Source organism: Bifidobacterium sp. W8104 (genome assembly GCF_016100735.1).
Lineage (GTDB): Bacteria > Actinomycetota > Actinomycetes > Actinomycetales > Bifidobacteriaceae > Bombiscardovia > Bombiscardovia choladohabitans.
The window spans coordinates 994,497-1,009,105 of the sequence record NZ_JACFRW010000001.1 but is presented as its reverse complement, the minus strand read 5'-3'; the positions used below and the strand labels follow the sequence as shown (position 1 = coordinate 1,009,105).

Genomic DNA, 14,609 nt, shown 5'->3' with positions numbered 1-14,609 from the left:
CCTCCCTTCATCATTCACGAATCGGATGCGTTCTCTGCACATCCGCATTGGTGCCGACCATAGGCCTGGCACCGGCTTGTCCAACGAGACAGGTCCACTATGTGGACGGATGGTTATTGGAGTCAGTGAAGAACCGACCCGGAAATTCGTCGGAGATCACGGCCTGGCGGTCGGCATACATCAGTGCGCAGGAGAAGGAGAACCGGGTGGCCAGCGCATCCGGCGGCGTCAGGAAGAGGGCGGTGGCCAGACCGTCGGCCAGACCCGTGGGGTGTTCGTTGTTCTTCTCGTCAGTCACTACCCAGGAGGCCAGCACGCGGTCGACCGGACGGCCGTTGATGGCATCCAGGATGTGATGAAGGGCTGTCAGTCCGGCCGCCGCAGCCTCCTCGGACCGGTCGGCCCAATGGCGGCGACTGGGCGCCGAGGCGCACAGGGACCCATGGGACAGCCCGACCCGGCCCACGCCTGCAGACAGGTCAGCGGGATCCTCCATGGCGATGGAGACCGGGTGAGAGGTCCGCATACGCATGTCGCCACCGGCATCGATCAGATACTCTTCGACCCGGGGCTCGAGCAGGTCGGCAATCAGATCCACCAGATAGCCCTTGCCGACCGCCCCGAAATCAAGGCTGACCGGACCGGCAGTCATAAGGACAGCACCCTGACGTCTGAGGTCATTACCCCAGGTCGGTCGCCCATGGATCCGTCCCAGATGTCCGGCGGCGTCGGCCTGCAGCCGGAAGGTGGGCTGCCTGCCGTAGCCCAGACGGGTCAGGTCCTCGCCCACCATGGGGTCCAAGGCCCCGTCGGTGGCGGAATACAGCCTGTCATACAGATCAAAGAGCCCCTGACAGTAGTCAGGAAAGACGAACCTGCCCCCATGAGTAGCCTGGACCATTTGCGCAGGTATGGCATCCTGCCTGAACCGTGACAGGGCCCGCTCGTAATCCTTGATCAGATCGGCAATGGCATCATGCAGCCGTACTCCCAAGGGCCGATTCGTGGAGATGATGATTCCCGTACCGACCGCCCCGGGGAAGGCGGTCAGGCAGGGCAGACCCATGGAGATTCCTCAGCCGATCAGGGAGTGGATCTGCACAATCTGGTCACGGCCCGGGCCTGAGCCCACAGCCGAGATGCGGCAGCCGGACAGATCCTCCAGACGGTGGATGTAGTCCTTGGCCTTGGTCGGGAACTCCTCGAAGCTCTTGGCGCCGGAGATGTCCTCGCGCCAGCCTGGCAGCTCCTCGTATACCGGCTGGGCGGATTGGAACTCGGCCTGGTCAACGGGCATCTGGTCCACTCTGACACGGGAGCCGTCGGACCGGGTGATGTCGTAGCCCACGCAGACCGGGATGGTCTCCAGGCCGGAGAGGACATCCAGCTTGGTCAGCACGATGTCGGTCAGGCCGTTGATCTGCACTGCATAGCGGCTGACCAGCGCATCGAACCAGCCACAGCGGCGGGAGCGGCCGGTGGTCACCCCGTACTCGTGGCCCTGACGGCGCAGCCATTCGCCCTGCTCGTTGTCCAGCTCGGTGGGGAAGGGCCCTTCGCCAACGCGGGTCACATAGGCCTTGGCCACGCCGACCACCCGATCTATCTTGGTCGGTCCCACGCCTGTGCCGGTGCAGGCACCTCCGGCCGTGCAGTTGGATGAGGTGACGAAGGGGTAGGTGCCATGGTCCACGTCCAGCATGGTGGCCTGCCCCCCCTCGAAAAGCACGTTCTTGCCCTGTTCCAGGGCTTGGTTGAGCATCAGTGAGGTATTGGCCACGTAGGGCTTGAGCCGCTCGGCGTATCCTGCCAGCTCTTCAACGGTGGCCTCCACCTCAATGGCCCGGCGGTTGTAGAGTTTGACCAGCATCTGGTTCTTCTGGTGCAGGCTGGCCTCCACCTTGTCGCGCAGGTGGTCGACATTGAACAGGTCGTGCACGCGAATACCTACGCGGTTGATCTTGTCGGCGTAGGCCGGGCCGATCCCACGGCCTGTCGTGCCGATCTTATGCTTGCCCAGGAAACGCTCGGTCACCTTGTCCAGCGTCCGATGATAGGGGGCGATGATGTGCGCGGACTCGCTGATCCTCAACCGGCTGCAATCCACGCCGCGGGACTGGAGCCCATCGATCTCCTCGAAGAGGGCAGCCGGGTCGACCACGACGCCGTTGCCGATGACCGGGGTGATGGCCGGGTGAATAATCCCCGAGGGCAGAAGGTGGAGGGCGTACTCCTGGTCACCCACAACCACGGTATGGCCGGCATTGTTGCCCCCGTTGAACCTGGCGACGTAGTCCATGTGCTCGCCGATCAGATCCGTTGCCTTGCCCTTGCCCTCGTCGCCCCACTGGGCCCCGACGATCACGATTCCAGGCATACGATGCTCCTTATCCACTGGTCGCCATCCAAGGAAACAACGGCAGACCATCCATAGACGAGCCTAACCCTACGTATGGAGCGGAAGGCGAACCGACCCAGGCACCGACCCAGGCATCAGAAGGCCCGGACAGGCTCAGCAGCCGATCGCGGCTCCCCCGCCCGCAGGACCCTATTCGGACAGGGGATTTCCAGTCATCTCATGGCCCGTCCCGCGCTGCCCAGCTGCTGGCAGGCCTCGACTACGCGCGCCGCCATCCCGTCCTCGGCCTGGCGCCCCCAGGAACGGGGGTCGTACTCACTCTTTTCGCCGACCTCCCCGTCCACCTTGAGGACCTTGTCGTAGTTGGCGAACATGTGCCCGGCCACGGCCCTGGTGAATGCGTACTGGGTGTCGGTGTCCACATTCATCTTGACCACGCCATGAGCGACGGCCGAGGCGATCTCCTCCGGCTGCGAGCCGGAGCCCCCGTGGAAGACCAGGAGGAAGGGCTTGTCGGCAGGGGCGCCCGGGGCGGGGATGCCGCCGACCTCTCCATTAGATATGGCTCTGGCGGTCCTGGCCTGGATCTGCCCCAGCAGGTCGGGCCTCAACTTGACTACACCAGGCTTGTAGGACCCGTGCACGTTGCCGAAGGTGAAGGCCACCATGTAGCGGCCGCGCTCGCCCAGACCCAGGGCATCGACCACCCTGGGGCCGTCCTCGGGCGAGGAATAGAGCCGCTGATCGATAGCAGCCGAGTGACCGTCCTCCTCGCCGCCGACAACGCCTACCTCGATTTCGAGAACGGTGTGGGCGGCACGGGACAACTCCAGCAGCTCCGCCGCCGTAGCCAGATTTTCCCGCAGGGGCAGACCGGAACCGTCCCACATATGCGACTGGAAGAGTGGATCCTGACCGTGGGCCACCTGATCCTTCTCGTAGGCCAGCAGGGGACGCACCCACTCGTCCAGGTATTGCGGGGCGCAGTGGTCCGTATGCAGGGCCACGGTGATACTCGGATAGCGGGCGATCACCTCGTGGGCGAACTTGGCAAAGGCGATGGAACCAGCCACCCGGTCGGCCAGGCGCTGTCCGGACAGGTAGGCGGCACCTCCCACGGAGACCTGGATAATCCCGTCGGACTGGGCCTCGTCCAGCCCCTGCAGAGCCGCGTTCAGGGTCTGGGTGCTGGTCACATTGATGGCGGGAAAGGCGTAGGACCCCCGTCTGGCCGCATCGAGCATCGCCGCATACCGTTCAGGAGTCGCTAAAGTCATACCCTCATTATCGTCGGTTGCGAGGAAAAGCGGCCGACCACCCGTAGCTGCGGACATCACCGATGGATTTGCAGGTCTCTGCCCTTATGGCGAACACCCCACGACGCGTTTTGACAAGCCTCCAAGCCACAGGTAGTTTAGCTCCGTACAGTTTGATGAAACGTTACATCAAACAGGTTGTTTGTTTCACGGCAGTAACGAATCAGCCTAGGGAAGGCACGACATAGGTAAGCAGAAGGTTGGGGCCGCCCATCCTTCTGGGAAGGAGACCAACGTGTCAGCAAGCAAGGGAACCGTCCGCAAGATCATCCTGGATCTGGACACTGGCATCGATGACACGCTGGCCCTGTCCTACGTTCTGGGCTCCCCAGACGCCGAACTGATCGGAATCACCGGCACCTACGGCAACGTTGTGCTCGACCAAGGCGTCGACAACGATCTGCGGCTGCTGGCCATGTACGGCAGGGAGGATATCCCGGTCTTCAAGGGGATCGATCACCCCAGCACGGCCGACTCCTTCAGCGTTCCGCCGGACTCCGAGATCTTCCATGGGGCCAACGGCACCGGCAACATCGAAATCCCCGCACAGACCGACCGGCAGGCCAGCCAGCAGAGCTCTGTGGACTTCATCATCGACGCGGTCCGCCGTTATCCCAAGGGCGAGCTGGTCGTGGTGCCCACCGGCGCCCTGACCACCATCGCCGCCGCCCTGGAAAAGGCCCCCGACATCGTCGACCGCATCAGCATCGTCATGATGGGCGGCACCCTGACCCAGCCGGGCAACGTGGGACCCTTCGCGGAAGCCAACATCAACCAGGATCCCGAGGCTGCCAACCGGGTCTTCGCCACCACCGCAGACATCACCATGGTCGGTCTGGACGTGACCACCCAGGCCCTGATGAGCCGCGAGGACACCGAAGCCCTGCGCGCCACAGGCACCAGCGCCGGACGCTTCCTGGCGGACATGACCGACTACTACATCGACATCAGCGAAAAGGAGAGCGGGGCCTATCTGGGCGGCTGCAACCTGCACGACCCCCTGGCCGCCGCCGTGGCCATCGACCCCAGCCTGGTCACCACCTTCGCCACCAACCTGATGGTCGAGACCGAGGGACCGCAGCGGGCCCGTACCATCGGCGACCCCAACAGGCTTCTGGACACGGTCAAGAACACCAAGGTGGCCCTGTCGGTCGACACCGAGCGATTCACCCGGCGCTTCATGGACAGGCTCCTGACCCTGGTGCGCAAGACCGAGAGCGAACAATAGGAGGACGGCAGTCATGAGCGAATCAATCACCACAACGGCTACCGAAGCGACCGTGGACGAGAACCGCCGCAGCACCAAGCGGGCCCTGCCGGCCCTGCTGGCCATCTTCCTGCTGGGCACACTGATGATCCAGGCCTTCAACCTGGTCTTCCAGAACGTGGGCGACTCCCTGGGGATGTCCGCCAACGCCTCGCTGATCAGCACCCTGCCAGGCATCGTCCTGGGCGTGGTCTGCATGCTCTACGGCACCCTCTGCGACTACATCTCCCCAAGAAAGATGACCCTGCTCGGCGTGGGCGCCCTGATTATCGGCAGCCTTCTGGGCTTCTTCGGCGCATCGAACTTCTGGGCCGTGGTCCTGGCCCGCATGATCCAGACCGCGGGCGGCCAGGTGGCCGGCTCGGTCTTCCTGGTCATGGCCATGAAGTACCTGAGCGACAAGGAGCGCGCCTTCTACCTGGGCATCTTCAACGCCGTCTACTACGCATCCTCGGCTGTGGGCATCTTCGCCGGCGGCCTGATCACCTCCATCGACTGGCGCTACCTCTTCCTGGTGCCGCTGGTCTCCATCCTGCTGATTCCCCCGGTGCTCAAGTACACGCCCGACACCGGCATCAAGGGCGAGCGCATTGACGTCTTCGGCATCGCCCTGTTCGCGCTGATCGCCGGATTCGTGGCCGTCTACTTCTCCTTCCCGGCCACCTGGATGCTCGGGGTGCTGGCCGTTCTGATCCTGATCTTCGCCGGCTACGTCTGGAAGGGAGCCAATCCCTTCCTGAGCCGCGGGTTCGTGACCAACGGCGCCTACATGGCTGTCCTGCTGGCCCTCTTCGTCTTCTACTTCTTCAACTTCGCCTGCGTGCCCATCTACAACGTGATCGGCGACCGAATCTACGGGATCTCCCTGAGCCAGGTCTCCCTCTGCCTGACCATCGTCTACATCGTGGCCACCCTGGTGGGCTGCCTGTCCGGAGTCATCATGAACGCCATGGGACGCCTGCCCATGCTGATCCTGTCAGCAGTGCTCATGATCGCCGGAGCTGCCGGTTCGGCCCTGATGCTCACCTCTGGCTTCTGGGTCCTGACCGCGCTGGCCTCGGTCTTCATCGCCGGCATCACCATGTCCTACACGCCCCTCTACGACTCCTTCTCGGCCACCCTGCCTGTGGACCAGAACGGACGCGGCATCGGCATCGGGGATCTGATGATGAACACCTCGGCCTCCATCGGCATGGCTGTATACAGCGGGCTCATGGCCAATCCCCGATTCGGGTCGCTTGCTCTGGCGGGCGTCAAGACCGGCATCCAGGCCCAGGTGGCCAACATGTTCTGGGTCATGGCGCTGGCCTCCCTGCTGGCCCTGATCATCGTGGCCATCTTCCACAAGGCCATGTCAGCCAAGGCTCCCCAGGAGTAAGGCTGGTGTGACCCATACATACTTGGTCGGATAGCCGCACTGCTTGGTCCACTCTTCCTGGCCTCGGGAATGAGTCAGGCCCGGCACCGGCACCCGGCCGCTCGAACCGGGGAGGGAGCGGAGTTCGGACTGCTTTCGGCAATGTGATAGTCCCCCTCTTCCCTCAGCCGCCGAAGGCAAGAAGATCGCCACCCCTCCCCCTGGTGGAGAACCCCCGTCATAGCCATAACTGACGGGGGTTCTTCCATATCTTCATATCTTCAGCTCCTGTCTTCAATTCTGTGCCTACGACTCAGGCCGTGCACCGAAACACAATTTATATAGACGTCAGAGAAGAGGAATCTGAACCAGAGAATGCGAGTGCCCGGAACTCTCGAGCCCATCTTGGGGATTCGCCGACCTTGAGTCTCGGATCCAAAGGAGATGGAAGCTCAAGGAACAGAAGCCCGGCCCGACCGAACACTAGACGTCTCAAGGGTTTGCGAACACTCAGGGATTTGCAAACGCCCTACCGTCCTGCAATAAGCCTCAACGAACTCAATCGAGCCATTGGGCATGTGGTTTCACGTGAAACGTCGGTGCACTGATACTTGCCCCAAGATGAAGAGAACCCGGCGATGCGTGAACACCGCCGGGCGAGAGAGAAGAAAGGGAAATCAGTTGTCGGACGGAGGTCAAACCGCCCGTTCGGTTTTTGTACCGACATTTATAGTAAAGAACCGCTACCTTATGGTGACGATAGTGTTATCTGAAAATTCTCTGTGAATCCTGCCAGACCAGCTAGCGGGCATAGTGCCGGTTAGACTGGATTTCGGATGGTTTCCCGCCCGAGGAGAGACCATCGACCAATAAACCTAAAGGAGATACCTAGGCATGCTGCTCAGCGACCATGACATCCTGGATGCCCACGAGGCAGGGCACTTGAATCTGGACCCGTGGACGCCCGCCATGGTTCAGCCCTCCAGCGTGGACGTGCGCCTGGACCGCTACTTCCGGGTCTTCAACAACCATCAGTACACCTACGTGGATCCCGCAGAAGACCAGGGTGCACTGACCGAGCAGTTCGAGGTGCCCAAGGACGAGCCCTGGATTCTGCACCCCGGCGAGTTCGTGCTGGGATCCACCTGGGAGTACGTCAAGCTGGACTCCACCCTGGCCGCCCGGCTGGAGGGCAAGAGCTCCCTGGGACGCTTGGGCATTCTGACCCACTCCACCGCCGGGTTCGTCGACCCCGGCTTTGAAGGGCACATCACCCTGGAGCTGTCCAACGTGAGCACCCTGCCGGTCAAACTCTGGCCTGGCATGAAGATCGGTCAGATGTGCTTCTTCCAGCTCTCCTCGCCCGCCCAGTACCCTTACGGCTCCAAGCACAACGGCTCCCACTACCAGGGCCAGCGCGGCCCAACTCCTTCCCGCTCCTATATCAACTTCTACAAGGCCGACGTCTCAGACTAATCACCCTAGGCCAGGACCATAAAGGCCTGGCACCTGCATGCCTGTGTCTGCATATTCGTCGACAATCCCCAAATGCCCTGGCTGGAAGTCTGCCTTCAGCCGTCATGCTTGAAGCAAGCTCTGGCCACCCCCACTTCTCGGGACCAGATTGGCAATAAATGGCAATACCTTAATACGATGTACCCTGCCTGTTGACCGGCCATGATGGCCGGTCGGGAACTGACATCAGCGGGCAGCGAGGCGAGGCGGCGTGAAACTCAATCTCAACGGCATCTGGGACTTCCACCCCGACGATGGAGACCGGGGATATCCCGTCATGGTGCCCACCTGGTGGGACAGCCTGCCGGAGACCACCGGTTATCCGGCCTCCTGGAGCCGGAATCTGCACCATGGTGTCTACCTCAGGGAGTTCTTCCTGGGTGTCCTTGACCCGAATGAGGACATGATCCTGCATCTGGATGCCCTGGCCACCCTGGGCAAGGTGTCGATCAACACAATCCCGGTGGGGCCGTCATCCACCAAGGGCTATCTGATGACGCTGCTCCCCTATGATCTGGACGTCACCAAGGCGGTTCATGCCGGACGCAACCAAATAAGGATTGAAATCTGGAGTGTCAAATCCCTTCCCGCCGATGCCCTGACTTCTACAGAGGGCCCCGATCGGCTGCTCTTCCCCTTCGGCACTGAGAACCTGGTCGGGCGGCTGGGGCTGGGCGGCGATGTCTGGCTCAGCAGCAAGCCCAAGAACCGCATCGAAGACCTGCAAATCATCCCCGATCTGGGCGGCGACGCCGACCCCTCCAACGACCGGCTGGAGCTCAATGCGACGCTGATCAACACCAGCGAGCGCCCATGCAATCTGCGATTCAGGGCCGAGGTGCGCCCCTGGAAGGCTTCGACGTCCAAGGGCCGGACCGTCTTTGCCTTCAACCCGGTGTCCTGCTCCCTGAGTCCCCGCTCCTCCAAGGTCGTCCACCTGCAGACGGCCTGGCCGGACGCCCACTACTGGTCCAGGACCGATCCCTTCCTGTATGTCATGCAGGCTGTTCTCGACGTCGGTGGCCATGTGGTCGACCATTCCCAGGAACGATTCGGCTTCCGGCAATTCCAGCGTCAGGGAGACCGGTACCTGCTCAACGGCATCCCTATCCGGTTGCGCGGCGATTCCCTCTGCCTGCTCAACCAAGGCAGCCGCGACCTGATCAACGAGGTCGGCGATGCCTATGGACTGATCCTCGACGACAACCAATCCGGTCAGGACATGACCAAGGCCTGGGTGGATGCCTATCGACATGCCAACTTCAACATCCTGCGCAACCACATCCGCTCAGTCCCCTCGCAAGCCCTGGCCGACAACGCCGACGAAACCGGCATGCTCCTTGAGGAGGAGACAGCCTTCTGGAATCCGGGCTCTCCAGCCAATGTTCAGTTGAATCCGCCCTTCCACATGAGCTACGGGCCCGAAGCCATCGGCCACTATGTCGAGTGGACGCAGCGGTGGGTGCGGGCCTACCGGAACCACCCCAGCATCGTCCTCTGGTCCACCACCAACGAGGCATGGAACCCCAGGGACGGCGACCTGCTCATCCCAGCCCTGCAGGCGGCCGTGCATGAGCAGGACGGCACCCGGCCAGTGGTCAATGACGGCTTCAATGCCCCCATTACCGACGAGGATTCCCGCCACTATTACGGCGGGTACCCCTCGGGTATGACCTCGGCCCCAGACATCTATGCCCTCTACGACATCGATTCGCCCCTGCCCTTGGCCGCCGGTGAGGAATTCTCGGTCTCCACCGCAGGAATCCCCCGCTACGACGGGCAGGGACGGATTGCCGACATCTACCACGGCCGGCTCAACGGCGATCCGGACACCATCTCCCGGGCGGACTTCGGCCGGGAGGTCGGACGGGTGACCAGGGGCATACGAACCACGCGAGTGGTCGACTGGAAGCCCTTCTGCATATCCGCCTTCATCTACGACAACATCGAGGCCTGCCTGGAACCGGACCGGCGCAGAATCCGCAGGGGGCTTAACCCTAAAAGGCTGGTACGCCCCCAGTTCGATCCCTGGCGCGGAGAGGATGAACCCTGGCAGGAGGGGCCGGCCTTTGGATATATAGCCGCCTCCTTCGCGGATGTCGCCGCCTACGACAAGGAATTCGACCGTGAACCTCGCCTGGGCCGGCCCCGCAGGATCTACCCGCACGCAATGACCAGCCGACGCACCATCATCGTCCACAATGACGAGGAGCGTCGGGGAACCGACCTTGAGCTGGTCTGGCAAGTGGCCTGGCAGCGTAGCCCAGGGGGCAGACGGATAGTTGTCGAGCGGGGTCACCGACGGGTGCAGGTCCCATACGCCTCCTGGCGGACCGTGCCCGTGACCATCACCGTGCCCAGGAATCAGGCCAGCCGGGGGGCCCGACTCCTTCTGGTCCTGTGCGTGCGCAAGCAGGGGCGACAGGTCTTCCGGGAGGAGAATTTTCTGGGGTGGATCGAGCATGCTGCTCCGCCTCGGCTGGGGACCGCACGCCCCCGGATCGACCTGGGCCGGGTGGAATGGATATCACGGGAAGTCAAGCACTGCATCCATCTGCGTCAGGAGGGCGGCGCAATGAGCGAGCGCTGGAGCGCCCAGGTCCTGGAGGATGCCGAGGGCGCCTTCAGCTTGGAAAACATGAACGGGAACCTGCGCCACGAGCAGGATATCTACTACACCGTCAATCCTTCTGGCTTGGAACCCGGGCATCGCTACCGGGCCCGCGTGCGCTTCCGAGGGGAACTGCAGGAGACCACCACGGTGACGGTCACCTTCACCGCCGGGCGGCGGCCTCCCCGACAGGCCCGGGCCGATCTTGCCGCAGGAGCCCGGGTTCAGGTCTCCTCCCAGGCTGATCTGCCGGGATGGACCAGGGCCGCTTTGGTCGACGGCCGTCTCGGAGCCGCTTACGACCGATTCGGCTGGTCCAGCTCCGTCGGCAACCGGAACCACCCGGAGTGGGTTCTTCTGGAGATGCGGCAGGCGGCCACCCTGTCCCAGGTGGTTCTGGCGCCCAGGGGCCGCGATCCGTCCGGAGGCGCGGACCAGTCCAGCCAGCGGTCAGGCACCGATTCCTTCGGCGTGGTGGAGTACGCAGCCGGCAACAGATCGACCGACCCCAACCAGGGTCAGGGTTTTCCGCTGGACTTCTCCATCAGCCTCTCGTCAGACGGCCGCAGCTGGACTCGGGTCTGCAGTCGCCACAACTATCCGCTGCCGGTGGACGGTCAGCCACAGGCCTTCGACTTCGCCCCAATGAGCAATATCAGGTTCATCAGAATCGAGGCAACCCGGCTGCGCGCCAACCCTTATCAGGGAGGACGGTACGCCCTGCAGCTAAGCCAGGTCATGGCCTTCGCCCGCCATCGTCTGCCAGCCATACCTGCAGCTCCCAAGAGCATCGACGCCCAGCCTCACGGACATTGTCTGCGACTGGATTGGCAGCACGGACCAATCCGACACCAGGCCGACGCGCCGCGCACCGCCCAGGTACTTCTGCGTGACCGAAAAGGCAGGTCCATGACCTTCTACCTGGACCAGTCTCAAGGACGGGCCGACCTGGACGGAATCCCCTTCGGCTCCTGGCGGATGATCCTGCAGGAGTGCAACTCCACGGGCATCGGCGAACCTGCAGACCCGCTTGAGCTGCACATGGGCCCTCCCGAAACCGGAAGGACTGATCCAACGCTGCCCCGGCCCGGCAACCCCCAGGTCAGCATCGATCTGGCAACCATGACCGTCCATCTGACTATTGACCAGGCCCCTCAGGGGTTTTCAGGGTGCGAACTGACCTTGAAACCGGCCGACGAACATGACCCCATGCCGACCGTCTGGCTGCCCGCCGACAGGCAGACCCACAGTTTCCGGCAGGTTCCGCCAGGCATCTACCGGGTCATGGCAGCCTTGACCACCGAGGATGGCCGGGTCTCGCTCCCCTCATTCCAAGACAATCCCCTAAACCTGGGGCATGCACCCGGACGTCCGGGCAAGCCCAGGCTGACCTCTTCCGACAAAACCATGCAGGCATCCTGGTCACCCCCGAACGATGGGGGCATCCCTCTGCAGGCCTATCTGGTCACCGTGCACGAAATGGGCCGCGGACAGAGCACAAGACTGCGGTTGGCTGCGAAACAGACCACCCTGGCCCTCAATGATCTGGAGCCCGGCAAGTACACGGTCAGCGTCAGCGCCATCAACGCGGCAGGAGCCGGACCGGAATCCCCAGCCTCCCTGCCCTGCCTCATCTCCGAGGGCGACCATGAGCGCTGAGTCCCTGCCCAGGTCCGCCATTCTGGGCTACGGCCTTGGCGACGCCGCCAACAACGTCGGCTGGCAGATGACCAACCTCTTCCTGACCACCTATTACCTCTACTTGGGTATGGACCCCATGCTGGTGGCCGACATCTTCCTGGGGGCCCACCTCTTCCAGGCCCTGGTCTACCTGGTCGCCGGAAGAATCACCGACGGACGCGCCAAAGACCGGGAGGGCGGTCTGCGGCGGCTGGTGGTCGTCTTCGGCCTGCCGATGATGATTTCCATCACCCTGATGTACACCATTCCGGCGGGCGCCCCTATGCCGGTGCGCATCGGCTGGGCCATCGCCACCTATCTGCTTTATCAGCTCCTTGGAGCCTTGGGGGGCGTGCCCTATGGGGCCCTGCTGGGAGCCATGACCCGGGACTCCGACGACCGTCAGCGCCTGGCGGCCTCCCGTACCTTCGGCGGAGCGGCGGCAGGAGTCGTCCTGACCTTTACCCTGGCTCCGCGGGTCAACGACATGGACCCCTCCCGCCTCTTTCTTCCGGTGGTCGCCGCCTGCTGTCTGCTGGGCTCCCTGGGCTATCTGATCATGGCCCGGACCACCAGGGAACGCTACCTGCCTCCGGCAGCCCCTCCTACCTCACTGAAAGAGGATCTGCGGCTCCTGGCCGACAATCGACCCCTGCTGGTGGTCTGTCTGGCCACCCTGTTCATGACCAACCCGGTGGCCTCGCTGGCCCCAATCGTCGCCAAGGAGGTCCTGACCGTCGGCAACCCCGGGCTGACCGGACGAATCACCTTCGCCCTGACGCTGGTGGGCGTCCTTGCCGGGGTGGTCGTAGCCCCCTGCTCGCCCTGGCTGGTGCAGCGTCTGGGCAAGCGGGGCACCTGGACCTTGGGCGGGCTGGTGGTCATCGGATCCTCGCTGGCCTTCATCCTGGTCCGATCCGCCTGGCCTGCCGTCGCCTGCATAGCCTTGAACGGCATCGGAGTGCAGGTCATCACCCCCTGCATCTGGGCCATGCAGGCGGATTCGGTCCAGTACGAGCAGTGGCGAACCGGCAATGGGAACACCGCCGGAGCCTCCATGGCCGCCCTCAGCATCACCCGGCAGGTCGGAGCAGCCATCAATGGATGGGCGGGGCCGGCCATCCTGTCTTTCCTGGGTTACAGGCCGGGCATGAATGTCGCCCAGGATCCGGCCCTGGGCGCCAACATGAGGCTGGCTGTAGGCCTGGTGCCGGCTGCCATGTTCACCATCTCTGTCCTGCTCATCCGCTGCTATCCGCTGACCGAGGAGGTCTTCGGACGCATCAGCGCCGACCTGCAGGCAGGCCGTATACAATGCCAGTGCAGCCATATCAGGCAAGGAACGGAGCATCAGGCTTGTCCAGGAGATCCCCGGAGCCCGCACAGGGGCGGGAGCAGCACCGACGCGTGCGCATGATCGACGTGGCCACCAGGGCCGGAGTGTCTCCGTCCACGGTCTCCCGCGCGCTCAACACTCCCGGTCGGCTGAACTCGCAGACCGCCGCCCGGATCCGCTCCCTGGCCCGATCCATGGGATACCCTCTGCCTGACCATCCTCCCAGCAGCGATACGACCGGGCCGGTCATGATAACCTTTCTGGTCCAGGACACCTCCAATGGCATCTCCTCCCAGATTCTTGCCGGCGCTCAGGAGGCTCTTCCCGAGCAGGGTGCAGTCGGCATCATCGAAGCCGGAGCCGAGCTGGGACGTACGGAAGACCTGCTGGAAAGCCTGGTCGGCCATACCCGCGGAATCATTCTGGCCACTGATCAGGTCCGGGCACCAACGGCCCGGCGCCTGGGACGCCGCCTGCCTCTTGTAGTTCTCAACCGTCCCATGGAGGGCCTTCCCTCCGTCCTGCCCGATGCCTCCACCGGCCTGGCTCAAGCCCTGGAACTGTTGCTGCGGCAGGGACGACGGTCCGTAGTCTACATAGCCAGCCGGGTGGGGGCCTGGTCCGATCGATCCCGCTGGGAGAGCCTGCAAGCACTCAGCCGGGCTATGGGGCTGGAATGCCGACGAACGGGTCCGGTGGATCCTACTGTCGAAGGCGGTAGGCATGCTGCCGCCGTTCTGGAGCGGCAACCTCCCGATGCTGTGGTCGCTTACAATGACCTGATCGCCGCTGGAGTCATTCTGGGACTGCAATCCAAAGGAATCACCGTGCCTGATAGGGTCGGTGTCCTCGGATTTGACAACACCATGGTCGCCCCCGTCGTCAAACCGGCTGTCGCTACGATTCGGATCCCCCGCAGAACCATAGGACATGCAGCGGCGGATATCCTGCTGGGTCGGAAACCTGAGAACGGACAGTCCCGCCAACAGTCCGCCCTGATCGCCCGGCTGCGTAAAGTCGGTATCCCTCCTGTCACCGAGGACCCAGGAGCCCTGGCCCTGCCTACCTCGCTGATCATCCGGGACAGTCTGGGCACCTTGACTTCGAGCGCACTCGAAGGGGTATAGCTGAATCTGCCGGAATGACCCGGCCAAGATGACGGCAAGGA

The 14,609-nt window shown here is 63.4% G+C and carries 9 protein-coding genes; 6 read left to right on the top strand and 3 right to left on the bottom strand.

Annotation, left to right across the window (positions count from 1 at the left end; translation table 11 throughout):
* Window positions 1–97 precede the first annotated feature (97 nt).
* The 3 genes from H3U89_RS03770 to fbaA all read right to left on the bottom strand — a co-directional run bounded on the left by H3U89_RS03770 (window position 98) and on the right by fbaA (window position 3,636).
* Window positions 98–1,066 (bottom strand): FAD:protein FMN transferase, encoded by a 969-nt coding sequence (locus tag H3U89_RS03770; RefSeq protein ID WP_198178440.1) that lies wholly within the window; start codon window positions 1,064–1,066, stop codon window positions 98–100.
* Window positions 1,067–1,075: 9 nt separating this feature from the next.
* The gene (locus H3U89_RS03765; RefSeq protein ID WP_045935936.1) at window positions 1,076–2,377 is read right to left on the bottom strand and encodes an adenylosuccinate synthase; all 1,302 of its coding nucleotides are present in this window, start codon (window positions 2,375–2,377) and stop codon (window positions 1,076–1,078) included.
* 194 nt (window positions 2,378–2,571) lie between these two features.
* A complete protein-coding gene (fbaA, locus tag H3U89_RS03760) occupies window positions 2,572–3,636 on the bottom strand; it encodes a class II fructose-bisphosphate aldolase (RefSeq protein WP_198178441.1) in 1,065 nt (354 codons plus the stop codon).
* Between the two features lie 274 nt (window positions 3,637–3,910).
* Between fbaA and H3U89_RS03755 the strand changes: the two genes are divergently transcribed.
* The 6 genes from H3U89_RS03755 to H3U89_RS03730 all read left to right on the top strand — a co-directional run bounded on the left by H3U89_RS03755 (window position 3,911) and on the right by H3U89_RS03730 (window position 14,568).
* Window positions 3,911–4,903, top strand: coding sequence for a nucleoside hydrolase (locus tag H3U89_RS03755; protein ID WP_198178442.1), 993 nt, complete (start codon window positions 3,911–3,913; stop codon window positions 4,901–4,903).
* Window positions 4,904–4,916: 13 nt separating this feature from the next.
* Window positions 4,917–6,320 carry an MFS transporter gene (locus tag H3U89_RS03750; protein ID WP_198178443.1) on the top strand — a complete coding sequence of 468 codons (1,404 nt, stop codon included), beginning with the start codon at window positions 4,917–4,919 and terminating at the stop codon, window positions 6,318–6,320.
* A gap of 873 nt (window positions 6,321–7,193) precedes the next feature.
* Window positions 7,194–7,775 (top strand): dCTP deaminase, encoded by a 582-nt coding sequence (gene dcd, locus H3U89_RS03745; RefSeq protein ID WP_154312985.1) that lies wholly within the window; start codon window positions 7,194–7,196, stop codon window positions 7,773–7,775.
* A gap of 250 nt (window positions 7,776–8,025) precedes the next feature.
* Entirely contained in the window at window positions 8,026–12,084 is a 4,059-nt protein-coding gene (locus H3U89_RS03740) for a fibronectin type III domain-containing protein (RefSeq protein ID WP_198178444.1), read from the top strand.
* Window positions 12,074–13,522 (top strand): MFS transporter, encoded by a 1,449-nt coding sequence (locus H3U89_RS03735; protein WP_198178445.1) that lies wholly within the window; start codon window positions 12,074–12,076, stop codon window positions 13,520–13,522. Before H3U89_RS03740 ends, H3U89_RS03735 begins: the two co-directional genes overlap by 11 nt.
* Window positions 13,462–14,568, top strand: a complete 1,107-nt coding sequence (locus H3U89_RS03730) for a LacI family DNA-binding transcriptional regulator (RefSeq protein WP_198178446.1) — start codon at window positions 13,462–13,464, stop codon at window positions 14,566–14,568. The genes H3U89_RS03735 and H3U89_RS03730 overlap by 61 nt, the downstream gene beginning before the upstream one ends.
* Window positions 14,569–14,609 lie beyond the last annotated feature (41 nt).